Source organism: Haloferax mucosum ATCC BAA-1512 (genome assembly GCF_000337815.1).
GTDB classification, from domain to species: Archaea; Halobacteriota; Halobacteria; order Halobacteriales; family Haloferacaceae; genus Haloferax; species Haloferax mucosum.
Genome location: NZ_AOLN01000011.1, coordinates 95,428 through 110,799, shown reverse-complemented (window position 1 = coordinate 110,799; position 15,372 = coordinate 95,428). Strand labels below are relative to the sequence as shown.

Sequence of the window (15,372 nt, the reverse complement as noted above, 5' to 3'; positions counted from 1 at the left end):
GAGCGTCCACGACCCGGTATGAAGGTCAAATCTCGCCATCACCTCCGGAGCGACGAAATCGACGCGTTGTGCGAGTCCATCGAATCGTCACTCGGCGTCCGCCTCGACGGCGACGCCTTCGAAGCGGTCGAATTCGCCGACGCCGACTACGACATCGTTCTCGTTGACGGCGAACCCGCGGTCATGTACATCGACGACCAGCCGTTCTTGACGGTCAAAGGCGCGAACCAGTTCCCGCCGACGACGAACGTCGTCACCGTGGACGCGGGCGCGGTATCGTTCGTCTCCAGCGGGGCCGACGTGATGCGCCCCGGCATCACCGAAGCCGACGACACCATCGAAGCAGGCGACCTCGTCGCCATCGCCGAGGAGACGCACGGAAAGGTTCTCGCGGTCGGGCGCGCGCTGGAAGACGGCGACGACCTCGTCGGCGACTCCGGGAAGGTCGTCGAATCCATCCACCACGTCGGCGACGACCTCTTCGACTTCTCGGTCTGATTTTCGGGTCGGTCACGCCCGCGTTCGAGTCGGCCGCATCGACTCACTCGGCGTACTTCTCGATGGCCGCTTCGTACCCCTCGTGTGCCAGCGCAAACGTCTCGCGCAGGTCGCGCAGTGGCGTTTTCGACGCGTCAACGCGAAGGTCGTTGTAGGACGGGTCCATCGCCCGGTCTTCGGTCGAGGCGACGACGACCGCCGCGCTCTGGATTTCGAGGTCGTCGCGCTTGTCGCCGCCCGCGGCGTGGCCCGCGCCGAGCGCGTCGATGAGGCGTTTCACGAGCAGTCCGTCGCGGCCGCCATCGCGGGCGCGTTCTTCGTAGGCGTCGGCGGTCGCGTCGAGGACCGATTCGTCCGTGAGCAGATTTCCGGCGACGGTGTAGTTGCCACCCGCTCGGCGGTCGTGTTGTCTTTCGTCGCCGCTCGCTTCTCGGTGACCGGCCCACCCGAGGCAGTCGTCGCCCGTGAACGCAAACGTCCCGTCGGCATCGACGCCGTGGAGTTGACGCGCCGCGCGCTTGTCGTCGGCGTTGAGGAGCGATTGGAGGGCGTCGTCCACCGCGAGACCGTCTTCGAGATACGAGAGGCCTCTGCGGCCGAGTTCGACGTTCGTGACCGCCTGCGTCGCCACCACGCCGTGTTCGCTCACGAAGGGACAGACGGCGCCGACTCCCGGCAGGCGCGTCGTCACGGCGATGCCGAACCGGTCTTGGTCGCGGCCGTCGGCATCGACGTACGATTCGTGGACACAGATGCTCAGGGTCATACCGTGAGACAGTTGCCCGCGCGGTAAACACCCGGCGGAAGCGTGTGCAACCGAGGCGGTCGCCCCGCGATTCGCCCGCCGACCATCGACTCGTGTCTGAAATCCGATAAACGTCTGACGTAAGAACTAACCCCATCGTGACCGCTCTACGTGCTATGGGTATCATGAGTAAGATTCTCGGTGGTGGTGGTTCCCGAACGACCGAGGACTACGTCGAACTCGACCTCGACGACTTTGACACCGCTCGCGGAGAGGCAGGCATCTCGGTCCACATCGCGGAAATCGGCGGACAACAGGACCTCATCGCCATCAAGGACGCCGTCTACGACGGCGACCTCGTTATTGCCGACATCACTCGACACACGACCTCCGACAACACGATGGAACACATCATCGACGACCTCCGACAGGTCGCGCGTGAGGTCGATGGCGACATCGTCCAGAAGGGTGACGACCAAATCATCATCACGCCGTCTGGCGTCTCCATCGCACGCCGCAAACTCAACACCTAATTCTTCGATTTCACTGCGGGCGGGAGACCCGCAACATACGGTTCGGATGGCCCGAACCGATGCCTATTCGGTCCCCTCGTCCTTAGAGTCGTCCGAATGAGCAAGGACCACATCGAGGTTCGTGGTGCCGAAGAGCACAACCTCAAGGACCTCGACGTCCGCGTTCCCCGCGAGACGTTTACGGTCGTCACCGGGCTGTCGGGGTCGGGCAAATCCTCCCTCGCGTTCGACACGATTTACGCCGAGGGCCAACGCCGCTACATCGAATCGCTGTCGGCGTACGCGCGGAACTTCCTCGGCCAGATGGACAAGCCGAAAGTCGAGGCGGTCGAAGGGCTGTCACCCGCTATCTCCATCGACCAGAAAAACGGAGCGAACAACCCGCGTTCGACCGTCGGGACCGTCACGGAGCTTCACGACTACCTTCGACTGCTGTACGCCCGCGTCGGCACGCAGTACGACCCGATTACCGGTGAGGAAGTCGGCGAACAGTCTGCACAGGACATGGTTGACCAGATTCTCGAACTGCCCGAGGGAACCCGCGCGAAAGTCGTCGCGCCGGTCGTCCGCGACCAGAAAGGGGAGTTCAAGGACCTCTTTTCTGACCTCGTCTCCGACGGCTACGCCCGCGTCGAAGTCGATGGCGAAGAGTTCGATCTCTCGTTCGAGACGCCCGAACTCGACAAGAACTACGACCACACCATCGACGTGGTCGTTGACCGCGTGACGGTCGCACCCGACGCGCGCTCTCGCATCGCCGACTCGGTCGAGACCGCACTGGAGGAGGCAAACGGCGTCCTCAAACTCATCGTCCCGGACCCGCCCGAAGACCTCCCCTTCGCGTCCAACACGCGCTCGACAGGCTCGCTCGCGGGCGACGGCGACGACCGGCTCGTCGTGGAGTTCTCCGAGGAACTCGGCAACCCGAACTCGTCGTTCCGCTTTTCCGAAATCGAGACGCGCTCGTTCTCGTTCAACAGTCCGCACGGCGCGTGCCCGGAGTGCGAAGGCCTCGGCGAAGCAAAAGAGGTTGACCCCGACCTCGTCGTCACCGACCCGTCGAAACCGGTCAAACACGTCTTCGAGCCGTGGAGCTACAACCGGACGTACTACCAGCGGCAACTCGACAACGTTGCGGACCACTTCGGAATCAGCGTGAACACGCCGTTCGAAGAGTTAGACGAGGAAATTCAGGACGCCTTCCTCTTCGGAACCACCGAGGACGTGGTGTTCGAGTGGACGACGAAAAACGGTACGCGACACAAAGAACACCCCTTCGAGGGCGTCGTCGGCAACCTCGAACGCCGCCACATCGAGACGGATTCCGACCGGACCCGCGACCACATAGAGGAGTTCATGGCCGTCACGACCTGCCCGGAATGCGACGGGTCGCGCCTCAAAGAGCAGTCGCGTCACGTCCGCGTCGGCGACACCTCGCTCCCCGAAGTCAACCGGATGACCATCGCGGGCGCGCTCGACCACTTCGAAGGACTCGAAACCGACCTCTCGGAGCGCGACCGAACCATCGCACAGGAGATTCTCAAGGAGATTCGCGCCCGTCTCGGCTTCATGACCGAAGTCGGTCTCGAATACCTGACGCTGGACCGCGAGGCGGCGACGCTCTCCGGCGGTGAATCCCAACGGATTCGACTCGCCACGCAGGTCGGGTCGGGTCTCGTCGGCGTCCTCTACGTCCTCGACGAGCCGTCTATCGGCCTTCACCAGCGCGACAACGACAAACTCCTGAACACGCTCGAAGGCCTGCGCGACCTCGGAAACACGCTCATCGTCGTCGAGCACGACGAGGAGACGATGCGCCGGGCCGACGAAATCATCGACATGGGTCCGGGACCGGGCAAACGCGGCGGCGAAGTCGTCGCACAGGGCGACTTCGACGACATCGTCGCGGCCGACAACTCCATCACGGCCGACTATCTCTCGGGGCGCAAGGACATCGACGTGCCCGAAACTCGACGCGACGGCGACGGCGAACTCGTCGTTCGCGGCGCGCGTCAGCATAACCTCAAGAACCTCGACGTGCCCATCCCGCTCGGGACGTTCACCGCCATCACCGGCGTCTCCGGCTCGGGCAAGTCCACGCTGATGCACGACATCCTCTACAAGGGACTCGCCCGCCGGATGAACGACAACACCTCCGTAGACCCCGGCGAACACGACGCAATCGAGGGCTACGACGAAATCGAGACGGTGCGACTCATCGACCAGTCGCCCATCGGCCGCACCCCGCGGTCGAACCCTGCGACCTACACCGGCGTCTTCGACTACGTCCGCGAACTGTTCGCACAGACGAAACTCTCGAAACAGCGCGGTTACGAGAAGGGCCGCTTTTCGTTCAACGTCAAAGGCGGGCGCTGTGAAGCCTGTAAGGGCCAGGGGAACGTCAAAATCGAGATGAACTTCCTCTCGGACGTGTACGTGCCGTGCGAGGAGTGTCACGGCGACCGCTACAACGCCGAAACCCTCGACGTTCGATACAAGGACAAGACCATCGCGGACGTCCTGCAGATGGAAGTCGACGAGGCGCTCGAATTCTTCGAGGCGAACTCGCAGATTCGCCGCCGTCTCCAACTCCTCCACGACGTCGGTCTCGGCTACATGCAACTCGGACAGCCCTCGACGACCCTCTCCGGCGGCGAGGCCCAGCGCGTCAAACTCGCGGAGGAACTCGGCAAGAAACAGACCGGGGACACGCTCTACTTGCTCGACGAACCGACGACGGGTCTCCACAAGGAAGACGAGCGCAAGCTCATCGACGTCCTCCAGCGTCTCGTTGACAACGGTAACACCGTCCTCGTGGTCGAACACGAACTGGACCTCGTGAAGAACGCGGACAACATCATCGACCTCGGTCCGGAAGGCGGTGACGGCGGTGGCACAATCGTCGCCAGCGGCACGCCCGAAGCAGTCGCGCGCAATCCCGATTCTCACACGGGCCGGTATCTCCGCGATTACCTCCCCGACGTGGACGCAGACGGCCCGCGTTCTGACCGACGCAAACCCGCGAAGATTCCGAACGACGACTAAGAGCGTTCCGAGCGCCGACTCATTTCGCTCGGGTTCGTTTCTACCATCGCTTCACGGGCCGCGAGGTCACCGACGGGTACCACCAGTAGCCGACGCAACCGAGGTGTTCGACCGCCGCGATCTGTCGTAGTCGGCGACGACGGACCACTGCCTGACGTGCCGCTTCTCGCCCGACTTTTTACTCGTCCGACACGTATCTCGACCATGCACCTCTACGCGGCAGTAAACAGCGCGGTTCTCTCTGTTTTCGGGTCTCCGGACGACCCGAGGACGCACCGCCGCCTCGACGACCACCGAATCGAGTGCGTCGCCGCCGACCGGCGAGAGCCGGGGCGGGCTTTCTGCGGCACCTTCGACGACGGCGTGTTTCGGACGACTGACGGGGGCGAGACGTGGCGTTCCGTGGGGGAAGATACCGTCTTGGAGTCGGTGACGAGCCTCGCACTCTCGCCTGCCGACCCGGACGTCGTGTACGCCGGAACCGAACCCTCGGCCGTGTTCAGGTCTGCGGATGGCGGCGAGACGTGGACCGAACTCGCACCGCTCTCCGACCTCGATTCGGCGGACACGTGGGCGTTTCCCCCGCGGCCGCACACCCACCACGTGCGCTGGATAGAACTCGACCCAGCGGACCCCGACAGGCTCTTCGTCGCGGTCGAGGCCGGCGCGCTCGTTCGGTCGTTCGACGGCGGCGAGACGTGGCAGGACCGCGTGCCGTCGAGCAAACGCGACACACACTCGATGGCGACGCACCCCGACAGACCGGGGCACGTCTGGGCGGCCGCGGGCGACGGCTACGCCGAGAGCGACGACGGCGGGGAGACGTGGACGACGCCAACAGAAGGTCTCGGCCACGGATACTGCTGGAGTGTCGTTGCCGACCCGAAGGACCCGGAGGCAGTCCTCATGAGCGCCGCGAACAGCGCGATGCGCGCCCACTCGGTCGAAACTGCGGAGTCCTTCCTTTACCGCCGTCGCGGCGACGAGCCGTGGGAACGCCTCGACGAGACTGGCCTTCCGACCGGAGCCGGCGTCACGCGCGCTGTCTTGGCTTCCGGACGAAAAGCTGGCGAGTGTTACGCCGCGAACGACCGCGGTCTCTACCGGACCGTCGAGTTCGGCGACTCGTGGAACCGGCTCGACGTGCCGTGGTCGGGGGAGCGACAGACTGCGTCGGGACTCGCGGTTGTGGCGTAGCGATTCGGGTCACTCGCAACCGTCTCACCGCCGGACCGAAGCGAGAAGATTCATGAGCCGTCGCGTCGACCCCCGATTATGTACGATTTCGCCGTCGTCGGCGTCGGTCCCGCCGGCGCGCGGTTCGCTCGTCGCGCGGCCGAGGCGGGCTACGACGTGCTCGCACTGGAGAAAGGCGAGGTCGGAACGCCCCTCGCGTGCTCCGGCCACGTCAGCACCGACATCTGGGACTACGTCCCCGACGAGGCCCGCGACCACCTCTTTCAGAATCGCATCTACGGGGCCGACTTCCACGTCGGCGGCCCGAACTCGAAGGCCTACCCGTTTTACAAACAGACCGAAGTCTCGAACGTCATCGACCGCGTCGAACTCGACCGGACGCTCGCCGATTGCGCCCGTGAGGCCGGCGCGGACGTTCGAGAGGGCTACACCGTCACCGCCATCGACGAACTCGACGATCGGGTCCGACTGACCGTAAGCGTCGCTGGCGAGGCCGGAACCGTCGCGTTCGATGCGAAGATGGTCGCCGGATGCGACGGGCCAGCGTCCCGGGTTCGGCGGTCGCTCGACCTCCCCGAACCCGGTGAGACGCTCCACGGCGTTCTCGCGTTCGACCCCGACCCGGACGACGGCGACTTCGTGGATGTCCACCTCACTGTCCCGCGATTCTTCGCGTGGCGCATCCCGCGCGGCGACGCGGGCGTCGAGTACGGCCTCGCCGCGCCGCCGGGCGCCGAAGTCAACGAGATGTTCGACGTGCTCACCGACACGTACGACGTGGAGACAGAGCACTTCTGTTCCGGTGCGATTCCCATCGGCCCGCTGGACCGGACGACGACCGACCGCGCGTTCCTCATCGGCGACGCGGCCGCACAGACGAAGCCCTTTACGGGCGGTGGCATCCTCTACGGGATGACCGCCGCGGACCACGCCGCCGAAACCATCGACCCCGACGACCCGGCAACCCTCGCCGACTACGAGGCCGCGTGGCGTGACGAACTCTCCCGAGAGATTCGACTCGGTCACCTCGTCAGAAAGTGCTACTCGTTTCCCGAGTGGCTCCAGCGCGTCGGATTACGGTCGCTCTCGGGCGAAATCGGTGTCCACATGGACAGACCGAGTTCCTTTTTCTCGCGCGAACACCTGAAGAAACTGTTCTGAGGCGGGCGGGCCGCCTCGCCAAAACGGCCGTTACTCTACATACGACGGCATGCGCGCCGAACGGGCGCTCCCTTCGACGAACGGAAGCGACTCACGAGTTGCCGGAATTCGCTCGCCATCGACGGCGACTTCGAGGTCGTCGGTATCGAGGTCGTACGGAACGAACGCGAAGCCGATGGTCGATTCGACGACTGGTGAGAAGACGGCTCGGGTGACGTTCCCGATGGCGTTGCCGTCGGCGAACACCTCGGCCCCCGTCGCCGGGCGCACACCGGAATTCGCGTCCGAGTGGGTGTCGGCGCGGAAGCCGACGAGACGGCGCGAGGGTCGGCCGCGGTTTTCGACCTTCGAGACGACTTCTTGACCGACGAAACAGCCCTTGTCGAAGTCGATTGCGTTGCGGACGCCGACGACGTTCGGGATGTTGCCGCGCAGTTCCGTCTCGAAAAGCGGCGTCCCGGCCTCTGCGGTGAGGCTGTCCCACGTCTGATAGCCGACCGGAATCGACGGGTTACCGTACAAGAGAAGCGCTTCGAACACGTCTTCGGCGTCGTTCGCGCGGCAGATGATGTCGTAGCCTTCCTCGCCGGTCGGGTTGTCGGAGGCGACGACCGTCACGCCGAGTTCGCCGCCGATAGAGCCGCGAACGAAGGACAATGCGGGTTCCGGCGCGCCCGCACCGGAGAGGACGCTCGCCACCTTCTCGGTCGATTGCGGGCCGTGGACGCCGAAGACGCCGAACTCCTCGGAGGCGTCGCGGATGCGGACGCGCTGGAGGAACGTCTTCGAACGCCACTCCTCGACGAGCGACTCAGCGCGGTTCGGCGGCGTAAACAAGAGGAGTCGCTCGCCGGCGTTGTAGACGTACATGTCCGTCTGGATGCGCCCGTCGGGGTCGAGAAGAAGGGTGTAGACGCCGCGGCCGTCATCGCTCGGGACGGCGTTCGTCACGGCGTTATCGACGTACTCGATTCGGTCTTCGCCCTCGACTGCGACGACGCCGTAGCCGTGTTCGATGACGCCGACGCCGTTTCTGACGGCGCGGTGGGTCCGCTCGGGGCGACCGTAGTTGCTTACGACTTCGACTCCGCCGCGCGTCTCGAACGTCGCACCGTGAGACTCGTGGATGTCGGCGACGAGTGTCATTACTCCCCGTTTCGATTTCAGCGCGTAAAACCCTCCCACTCGCGGTCGAGACACCCGGTTTCGCGCGGGCGTCTCGTGGGTGGTGTCGAATCCGACTCAGCGTGTTACAGCCCGAGCCGGCCACGAAGTCGGTCTAACAGCGACTCGTCGTCTTCCATTGCTTCGCTGGGGTCCGGAACGACGCGTTCGTCGGGGTAGATGAGCACCCGTGTTTGCGATTCTTCGACCACGATGAGGTTCTCGTCTTTGAGCGCCGACAGCGCCGCTTCGATGGTGTCGATATCGGCATCGACCGCGGCACGGAGTTCGAACACGGTCATTCCCTCGTCGTGGCGATCGACGAGCGCGTCGAGCACCGCGACCTCGATGTCGCGGCGGTTCCGGAACTCCCGCCTCGCTCTCATAGCCGACACATCGTTCGCCTCCTGTTTACCTGTACCGCCCGTCTGACGGATGTCCGACAGGCAGGGGGTACCTTTTTGTTCCCGAATCCCGGAATCCTCGCGTAATGGGACTTACTTGCCGTCTTCTCGGGCACTCCTACGGAGACTCCGAGACGGAACGGGAGCGCGAGGAACGCGGCGACGAGGTGGTCGTGTCGATTCGAGAACTCCAAGTCTGCGCGCGATGCGGACACGAACAGGTAATCAGCGAGAACAAGGAGGTGACCGCCATCCGAACGCCCGAAGAAGTCGGGATGACGGAGGGCGAAGCCGAGACCGCGGCGGCGGGATTCGAACCCGCGAATCCGCAACCGGGCGCTGAAGATACCGGTGCGCCAGATATCGAAACCGCGCCGGACCCGGAGACCGAAGCCGAAGCGAGCGCGGACGCTGGTGCGAGCGCGGACGCCGACGCGCAACCTGCGCCGGACCACCCGGCAGTCGATGAAACGGCCGAACGCGACGGCCCGGACAGCGTCGATGCGCCGTCGGTCACCGACGACGCAATCATCCTCGATGACGACGACGAGGAACCGGCCGCGCGCGACCGGACGCAGTGGCCCGACGAGGTTGACGAGGTCGAAACCGACGACCCGATGCCCGAGACGCCAGTCGATGGCGACGACGCGGAGTTCATCGATGCGGACGCAGAGGCCAACGACGCCGACGCAGGCACGGATGCGGACGCGGACGCGGCCCCCGAGCAAACTCGCAAGCGCGGCGCGTGGCCGGAGGCACCGGGCGAAGACGAAGGCTGGAACGCAGAGCCGGACGATGGCGAACCCGTCTCGGTCTCCTTCGGTGGCGGGCTGACGCCCGAAGGCAACAGTTCGCCGTCGCCCGAGACGAACGGGCAGTACATCGAAGCCGAGAGCGACGACGACTTCGTCCGCGCGGACGAGTCGAACGTGGCGAGCGAGGCGCCGGACGAGGCCATCGAATACTACTGTCCCAATTGCGGGCACGCGCGCGGCGCGTCGGCGTCGTCGATGCGCGCGGGCGACATCTGCCCCGAGTGTAAAAAAGGGTACATCGCAGAGCGAGAGTCCTGACCGCGCCACGCCCTCGCAGGCGTTGTAGAGTCACGAAACAGGTAAACCATCCCCTGTCGAAAAGGCGTCCATGAAGGAGTACAAGATGCGTCGTGGGGAGACGCTCGAAGAGCGAATTCCCGACATGGAAGCGACCGTCGAGGACTACTTCGGTCCGATTACTGAGACCGAGGAGTACAAAGGAAGCGACCTGTTCGTCGTCGGCGAGCCAAAGAACCCGGTGTTCAAGCGGGTCGTCGCCGGTGCGGTGAAATACAGCGGGAAGAAGGACAAACTCGCGGTCAACTTCGAAGAAGCAGACCCGACGGACCTCGACACCGAGGACCTCGAAGCCGCCGGTGAGGCGGTCAGCGCGAAAAACGACTTCCTGCTCGAAGCGACGGGCCGCGACGCGAAGTCGCGCCGTAACTCGATGAAGCGAGCGGTCGAAGACGATTCGCCGGACTTCTGAAGACGCCCCGTAGTGAAATTCGGCTTTCTTGCGCTCGCTGAACGTTCTAGTGGCGTCGCCTGCGATTCGGTGACTCGACCGCCTGACTGCCCGACCGCCCGACCGCCCGACTGCCCGTCCAACGTCGAATCCGGCGGAATATACATACTGCTACCATGCGACACACTGCTTGCGAGCAACTGTTACCAGCACCAGCTAGAGTTTTATTTCGAATACGAGTAAAAATCTCCGGCACGATTAAGTGAGACGGGAGCGAACTGAGTGGTATGGCTATCGAAACTATCTTGCTCGCCGTCGGGGCGAACGATGCGAAGCGACTCGACAGACTCGCCGAAGAGACCATCGACATCGCGGGACCGACCGGTGCGACGGTCGTCATCGGCCACGTCTTCACAAAAGCCGAGTACAACGACGCGCTCGACAACCTCGATTTCGACATCACAGCCGAGGAGGTCTCCGGTGACGACGTCGCGCGCCGACATTCTATCGTTCGGGAACTCGTCAGCAGGTTCGACGATGCGGGCGTCAGCTACGAAATTCGCGGTCCGGTCGGGGACCACGGCGAAAAACTCGTGGAACTCGCGGGCGACGTTGACGCCGACCGACTCCTCGTCGGCGGGCGGAAGCGCTCACCCACCGGTAAAGCCGTGTTCGGAAGCCTCGCACAGGAAGTGATGCTCGAATCTCCGTGTCCCGTCACCTTCGTCCGCGCGGACACCAAATAACGCCGCTCGCGTCGCCGGAACGACAACTGACTGCTGATAACACTATTCTCAGTCAGTTACATGTCTTCGGACGCCGTTGTTGTTACCATGGACCACTCTATCGAGTACCGTCCGTCGTTCGCACTGCTTACCGTCTCGCTCGACGCGGGCGAATCGATTCGCTCGGAAGCGGGCGCGATGGTCAGCTACGCCGACGGTATCGACATCGAAACGAGCGCCAAGGGCGGCTTGCTCGGGTCGCTCAAGCGGAGCGTCCTCGGCGGCGAGTCGTTCTTCCAAAACACGTTCACGGCGACGACCGCCGGTGACGTTTCGTTCGCGCCGCCGCTTCCCGGCGACGTCGTTCACCAGCGACTCGAAGACGAGACACTGTTCGTGCAGTCTGGGTCGTATCTCGCCTCCGACGTCGAACTCGACCTCGATACCTCCTTCGGCGGCGCGAAGACGTTCTTCGGAAGCGAGGGCCTGTTCCTTCTGAAATTGGAGGGAACCGGCGACAGTTTCCTGTCGAGTTACGGCGCGATTCACGAAGTCGAACTCGACGCCGGAGAGCGCTACACGGTCGATACCGGCCACATCGTCGCGTTCGACGGAACGACCGATTTCTCGGTCGAACGCGTCGGCGGTCTCAAATCGACTCTGTTCAGCGGTGAGGGACTCGTCTGTACCTTCACCGGTCCGGGAACGGTCTGGTTGCAGTCTCGCAGTATGGACGCGTTCCTGTCGTGGCTCATCCCGCAGTTGCCGTCGAACTCCCCTTCGCAGTGACGGTCCCCAACCGTTACTGACTCACGAGTAAATCTGCACCAAATCCCGCTCAGTTAAGTGTGGGGCGCATCCCTATTGGACTAATGGCGTACTACGTGGGCGTCGATCTGGGGGCGACGAACGTCCGTTCGGTGGTTGCCGACGACACGGGAACGGTCCTCGGGCAGTCCCGCGCTCAGACTCCACACGGCCCGACAGGTATCGCAGTTACCGAAGCAGTCCTCGGCGTCGTCCGCGAGGCGTGCGACGAAGCCGGTATCGACCCGAGCGACGCGACCGCCGCTGGCATCGGCGCGATTGGTCCACTCGACTTAGCGGAGGGTGCGGTCGAGAACCCGGCGAACCTCCCCGACACTATCGACCGAATCCCGCTCACCGGCCCGCTTTCCGTCCTTCTCGACACGGACGACGTGTACCTCCACAACGACACGAACGCTGGCGTCATCGGCGAACGGTTCCACTCGGACCGAAACCCCGATGACATGGTGTATCTCACTATCTCCTCGGGTATCGGCGCGGGCGTCTGTGTCGATGGGCACATCATCGACGGATGGGACGGAAACGCCGGCGAAGTCGGTCACATGACACTCGACCCGCACGGATTCATGACGTGTGGATGCGGTCACGACGGTCACTGGGAGGGCTACTGCTCCGGGAACAACATCCCGAAATACGCCCGCGAACTCCACGAAGAAGACCCAGTCGAAACGTCGTTGCCGGTCGAAGACCCCGACTTTTCTGCGGTGGACGTGTTCGAACACGCCGGACGCGACGACTTCGCAGACCACGTCATCAGCCAACTGGGCCACTGGAACGCGATGGGTGTCGCCAACATCGTCCACGCGTATGCCCCGCTCATTATCTACGTCGGTGGCGCGGTCGCGCTCAACAATCCGGACCTCGTATTGGACCCGATCCGCGCACAGATGGGCGACATGGTCATGTCGAACATCCCCGAGATTCAACTGACGACGCTCGGCGACGAGGTCGTCGTCGAAGGCGCGCTCGCCAGCGCGATGACCGGCGGTACCGGCGACCGCTCGCGTCTGTAACCCCGGCCGGCCCGGTCAGAACCGGATACTCGATTCTCGGATGTGGTTTCACGACCGATAGCGACGCCGATATCGGCATGGGCCAGGCGACGAATATCGCCCCCGAACCGCGATTCCGCACACTCGTCTGCCGTTTCGACCGAAGGCCCCTCAATTATCCCATTTGATACTCGGTGGCGCAGTCTTATAACCTCCCTCGAAAAAGTCGATGACGTGCACCCGACGACGCCGACACACTCGGCGCGCCGGTCGGCGTTTCCCCGTTCCCGCCGAACCACATGGTGCACGGGCGTTCCACCGGAAGCCTGGAACGGGACTCGGTCGGCATCCCCACCACCACTGCCGACCGTTCGACGCTGACGGGACCACCCACCCACACCCACCCACCCACCACGTCCCTCGGCGTCGTTTCACTTCTCAATGACCTCACAGCCTCCCAAGTGACACTGCTGGTTCGGTCGCCGCCGTGGCCGTCGTCGCGTGTGTAGCCGACGCCGTCCAATTTTTCTCCTTTCGCCCCGGAGGGAAGCCGTGGACCGTCGTCAGTTCCTCCGTACCACCGGTGCAACTATCTTCGCAGGAAGCATCGGCGCTTCTCAGACCGCTACCGCGCATCCCGGCCCGTTCGAACCGCTCGGCCGCGTCGCCATCGACGGCGCGAAAGAGGCAGTCATCTCGTCCGACGGCAACACGGTCGCCGTCGCCGCGACGACCGGCTATGCGACGGTCGATATATCAACGCCGGACCGGCCACGCGTTCTCGCCGACAGACGCGACTTGCTCGCGGACCGTGAGGACGGGCCGCTCCGCGGCATCTATGACGTGAAACTGGACGGGGACACGCTCCTCGTTGTCGGCCCGGCCAACCCGCGTCCCGGCGCTGTTGCCGGCGTGCTCGTCGTCGATATCTCCGACCCGGCCGCCCCCGAACGACAAGCCTTCTACGAGACGGAGTTCCCCATCCACAACTGCGTCGCCGACGACGGCCGGGCATACCTCACCGCCAACGATGGCGACGAAAACCCGCTTGTCATCCTCGACATCGAAACCGGCGACGAACTCGGCCACTGGTCCGTCGTCTCGGCCGACGAGCGCTGGGCCGACGTGCCGACGGCAGTCCGATCTGTCCACGACGTGTGGGTCCAAGACGGAGTTGCGCACATCGCTCTCTGGGACGCTGGCACGTGGCTCGTGGACGTTTCGGACCCCAAGACACCGTCGGTCCTCGGGTCGGTCTCCCCCGGCGACCCCGCCGAACTCTCGGAACTCTCAGTTCGCCAGCGCCACTTCGAAAGCCGGACGCCGCCCGGCAACCACCACTACGTCGCAACCGACGACAGCGGCGACCTCCTCGGCGTCGGCATCGAGTCGTGGGCAATCGAAACCGAGAACGACGACGGAACGGCGGCGCTCGCCGGCGGGCCGAGCGGGGTCGAACTCTGGGATATTTCGGACCCGACGAACCCGACCCAGCGTTCGACTATCGACCCGCCCGCGAGCCCCGACCCGACGGTCGAGGGCGTCTGGACGACGGCGCACAACTTCGATTTCCACGACGGGACGCTCTACACCTCGTGGTACCGCGGCGGCGTGAAACGCCACGACGTGTCGAACCCGTCTGACCCGGTGGAACTCGCGTGGTGGCGCGACCCCGACCGCGCGAGCTTTTGGACCGCGCAGTACGCCTATCCGTTCGCCGACGAGGGTGTCTTCGTCGCGTCGAGTTGGGGCGTCGGCGACAACGCGGCCGCGCTCTACACGTTTCCCGACCACGACGGCGAGCAACGTAACCCGCCGACGCTCGGTTCTGCCCCGGAAACCGGGTCGAACGCCTCGACGACGGCCGACACGAACGCCGTACCGACGGCCGAGGTAACCGCCTCATCGACACCCGAACGAACGTCGGCGACCGACGCGCCGGGCTTCGGTCTCGAAGTCGGAATCACGGTTCTCGGCGTCGCTACGTGGTGGTCTCGAAAACGTCGCCGGAGCGAGTGAGGGTGATTGGTGTCGCGCCCGACAAGTCTATCATGAACGACCGGGACAGCCTTTCTCTCGTCCGTTCGCGCGTGGTGAGAACCGTTTCATTCTCATACGTGGGTACCGAAGCCTCTGAACATGAGCGACGAGTCGGAGAGCCTCAAAGAGCGCGTCGAGACGTGGATGGTCGGCCAGATGCCCATCATCCAGATGCACGGCGGCAACAGCGTCGTACGCAAGGCCGATGCCGAGTCCGGGGAGGTCGTCGTCGAACTCGGCGGTGCCTGCGCCGGATGTGGCATCTCCAACATCACTGCCCAGAACATTCAGTCGGACCTCATCATGACGTTCGACGAGATAACCGACGTACAGGTCAAAGTCCCCAGTTCGGGCGACCACGGGAGCAGTACCGTCGAAGGCGGTCGCGGCGGCGAGTTACAGTACGGCGACGAAGGCCCTGGGCATTTCTAACCAGCTTTACAGAAGTGCAAGGAGAAAGCCCCGCCCTTCAGGGCGGGGATGAATCCGACAATCGACTACACAGCCCACCGGCTATAGCACGGCCTGATATTCCAA

At 64.3% G+C, this 15,372-nt stretch carries 15 protein-coding genes; 12 read left to right on the top strand and 3 right to left on the bottom strand.

Annotated elements, in window-relative coordinates:
• The first annotated feature begins 18 nt into the window (after positions 1 to 18).
• The gene (locus C440_RS07280; RefSeq protein WP_008319703.1) at positions 19 to 498 is read left to right on the top strand and encodes an RNA-binding protein; all 480 of its coding nucleotides are present in this window, start codon (positions 19 to 21) and stop codon (positions 496 to 498) included.
• A 43-nt stretch (positions 499 to 541) separates the two neighbouring features.
• On the opposite strand, the gene C440_RS07275 is transcribed toward C440_RS07280, so the two are convergent.
• On the bottom strand, positions 542 to 1,264 hold the full coding sequence (locus tag C440_RS07275) for a DUF1028 domain-containing protein (RefSeq protein ID WP_008319702.1): 723 nt from the start codon (positions 1,262 to 1,264) through the stop codon (positions 542 to 544).
• Between the two features lie 155 nt (positions 1,265 to 1,419).
• Between C440_RS07275 and C440_RS07270 the strand changes: the two genes are divergently transcribed.
• The 4 genes from C440_RS07270 (at position 1,420) to C440_RS07255 (ending at position 7,179) form a co-directional block, all read left to right on the top strand.
• Positions 1,420 to 1,776 (top strand): cell division protein SepF, encoded by a 357-nt coding sequence (locus C440_RS07270; protein ID WP_008319701.1) that lies wholly within the window; start codon positions 1,420 to 1,422, stop codon positions 1,774 to 1,776.
• Positions 1,777 to 1,872: 96 nt separating this feature from the next.
• Positions 1,873 to 4,821, top strand: a complete 2,949-nt coding sequence (uvrA, locus tag C440_RS07265) for an excinuclease ABC subunit UvrA (RefSeq protein WP_008319700.1) — start codon at positions 1,873 to 1,875, stop codon at positions 4,819 to 4,821.
• Positions 4,822 to 5,025: 204 nt separating this feature from the next.
• On the top strand, positions 5,026 to 6,018 hold the full coding sequence (locus C440_RS07260) for a WD40/YVTN/BNR-like repeat-containing protein (protein WP_008319699.1): 993 nt from the start codon (positions 5,026 to 5,028) through the stop codon (positions 6,016 to 6,018).
• 78 nt (positions 6,019 to 6,096) lie between these two features.
• Complete coding sequence (locus C440_RS07255; protein WP_008319698.1) at positions 6,097 to 7,179, top strand: geranylgeranyl reductase family protein; 1,083 nt, start codon at positions 6,097 to 6,099, stop codon at positions 7,177 to 7,179.
• A 30-nt stretch (positions 7,180 to 7,209) separates the two neighbouring features.
• Here C440_RS07255 and ygfZ read toward each other — a convergent pair whose 3' ends face one another.
• Both ygfZ and C440_RS07245 read right to left on the bottom strand, forming a co-directional pair.
• A complete protein-coding gene (gene ygfZ, locus C440_RS07250; protein ID WP_008319697.1) occupies positions 7,210 to 8,325 on the bottom strand; it encodes a CAF17-like 4Fe-4S cluster assembly/insertion protein YgfZ in 1,116 nt (371 codons plus the stop codon).
• Between the two features lie 104 nt (positions 8,326 to 8,429).
• A complete protein-coding gene (locus tag C440_RS07245; RefSeq protein WP_008319695.1) occupies positions 8,430 to 8,729 on the bottom strand; it encodes a DUF6432 family protein in 300 nt (99 codons plus the stop codon).
• A 104-nt stretch (positions 8,730 to 8,833) separates the two neighbouring features.
• On the opposite strand from C440_RS07245, the gene C440_RS07240 reads away from it, so the two are divergent.
• The 7 genes from C440_RS07240 (at position 8,834) to C440_RS18050 (ending at position 15,267) form a co-directional block, all read left to right on the top strand.
• Complete coding sequence (locus C440_RS07240) at positions 8,834 to 9,820, top strand: DUF7093 family protein (protein WP_008319694.1); 987 nt, start codon at positions 8,834 to 8,836, stop codon at positions 9,818 to 9,820.
• A 70-nt stretch (positions 9,821 to 9,890) separates the two neighbouring features.
• Positions 9,891 to 10,271: a DUF5611 family protein gene (locus C440_RS07235; RefSeq protein WP_008319692.1), complete on the top strand. Its 381-nt coding sequence runs from the start codon at positions 9,891 to 9,893 to the stop codon at positions 10,269 to 10,271.
• A gap of 266 nt (positions 10,272 to 10,537) precedes the next feature.
• Positions 10,538 to 10,996 carry a universal stress protein gene (locus C440_RS07230; protein ID WP_008319690.1) on the top strand — a complete coding sequence of 153 codons (459 nt, stop codon included), beginning with the start codon at positions 10,538 to 10,540 and terminating at the stop codon, positions 10,994 to 10,996.
• 87 nt (positions 10,997 to 11,083) lie between these two features.
• Positions 11,084 to 11,764, top strand: a complete 681-nt coding sequence (locus C440_RS07225) for a TIGR00266 family protein (protein ID WP_008319689.1) — start codon at positions 11,084 to 11,086, stop codon at positions 11,762 to 11,764.
• Positions 11,765 to 11,847: 83 nt separating this feature from the next.
• On the top strand, positions 11,848 to 12,816 hold the full coding sequence (locus C440_RS07220; protein ID WP_008319688.1) for an ROK family protein: 969 nt from the start codon (positions 11,848 to 11,850) through the stop codon (positions 12,814 to 12,816).
• 531 nt (positions 12,817 to 13,347) lie between these two features.
• Positions 13,348 to 14,814: an LVIVD repeat-containing protein gene (locus C440_RS07215; protein ID WP_008319687.1), complete on the top strand. Its 1,467-nt coding sequence runs from the start codon at positions 13,348 to 13,350 to the stop codon at positions 14,812 to 14,814.
• A gap of 120 nt (positions 14,815 to 14,934) precedes the next feature.
• Positions 14,935 to 15,267, top strand: a complete 333-nt coding sequence (locus C440_RS18050; protein WP_004058105.1) for a NifU family protein — start codon at positions 14,935 to 14,937, stop codon at positions 15,265 to 15,267.
• Positions 15,268 to 15,372 lie beyond the last annotated feature (105 nt).

Coding starts and splice junctions, on each gene's coding strand:
- C440_RS07235 (WP_008319692.1), top strand. CDS start 9,891: ATGAAGGAGTACAAGATGCGTCGTGGGGAGACGCTCGAAGAGCGAATT.
- C440_RS07240 (WP_008319694.1), top strand. CDS start 8,834: ATGGGACTTACTTGCCGTCTTCTCGGGCACTCCTACGGAGACTCCGAG.
- C440_RS18050 (WP_004058105.1), top strand. CDS start 14,935: ATGAGCGACGAGTCGGAGAGCCTCAAAGAGCGCGTCGAGACGTGGATG.
- ygfZ (WP_008319697.1), bottom strand. CDS start 8,325: ATGACACTCGTCGCCGACATCCACGAGTCTCACGGTGCGACGTTCGAG.
- C440_RS07225 (WP_008319689.1), top strand. CDS start 11,084: ATGGACCACTCTATCGAGTACCGTCCGTCGTTCGCACTGCTTACCGTC.
- C440_RS07275 (WP_008319702.1), bottom strand. CDS start 1,264: ATGACCCTGAGCATCTGTGTCCACGAATCGTACGTCGATGCCGACGGC.
- C440_RS07220 (WP_008319688.1), top strand. CDS start 11,848: ATGGCGTACTACGTGGGCGTCGATCTGGGGGCGACGAACGTCCGTTCG.
- C440_RS07280 (WP_008319703.1), top strand. CDS start 19: ATGAAGGTCAAATCTCGCCATCACCTCCGGAGCGACGAAATCGACGCG.
- uvrA (WP_008319700.1), top strand. CDS start 1,873: ATGAGCAAGGACCACATCGAGGTTCGTGGTGCCGAAGAGCACAACCTC.
- C440_RS07270 (WP_008319701.1), top strand. CDS start 1,420: ATGGGTATCATGAGTAAGATTCTCGGTGGTGGTGGTTCCCGAACGACC.
- C440_RS07260 (WP_008319699.1), top strand. CDS start 5,026: ATGCACCTCTACGCGGCAGTAAACAGCGCGGTTCTCTCTGTTTTCGGG.
- C440_RS07255 (WP_008319698.1), top strand. CDS start 6,097: ATGTACGATTTCGCCGTCGTCGGCGTCGGTCCCGCCGGCGCGCGGTTC.
- C440_RS07245 (WP_008319695.1), bottom strand. CDS start 8,729: ATGAGAGCGAGGCGGGAGTTCCGGAACCGCCGCGACATCGAGGTCGCG.
- C440_RS07230 (WP_008319690.1), top strand. CDS start 10,538: ATGGCTATCGAAACTATCTTGCTCGCCGTCGGGGCGAACGATGCGAAG.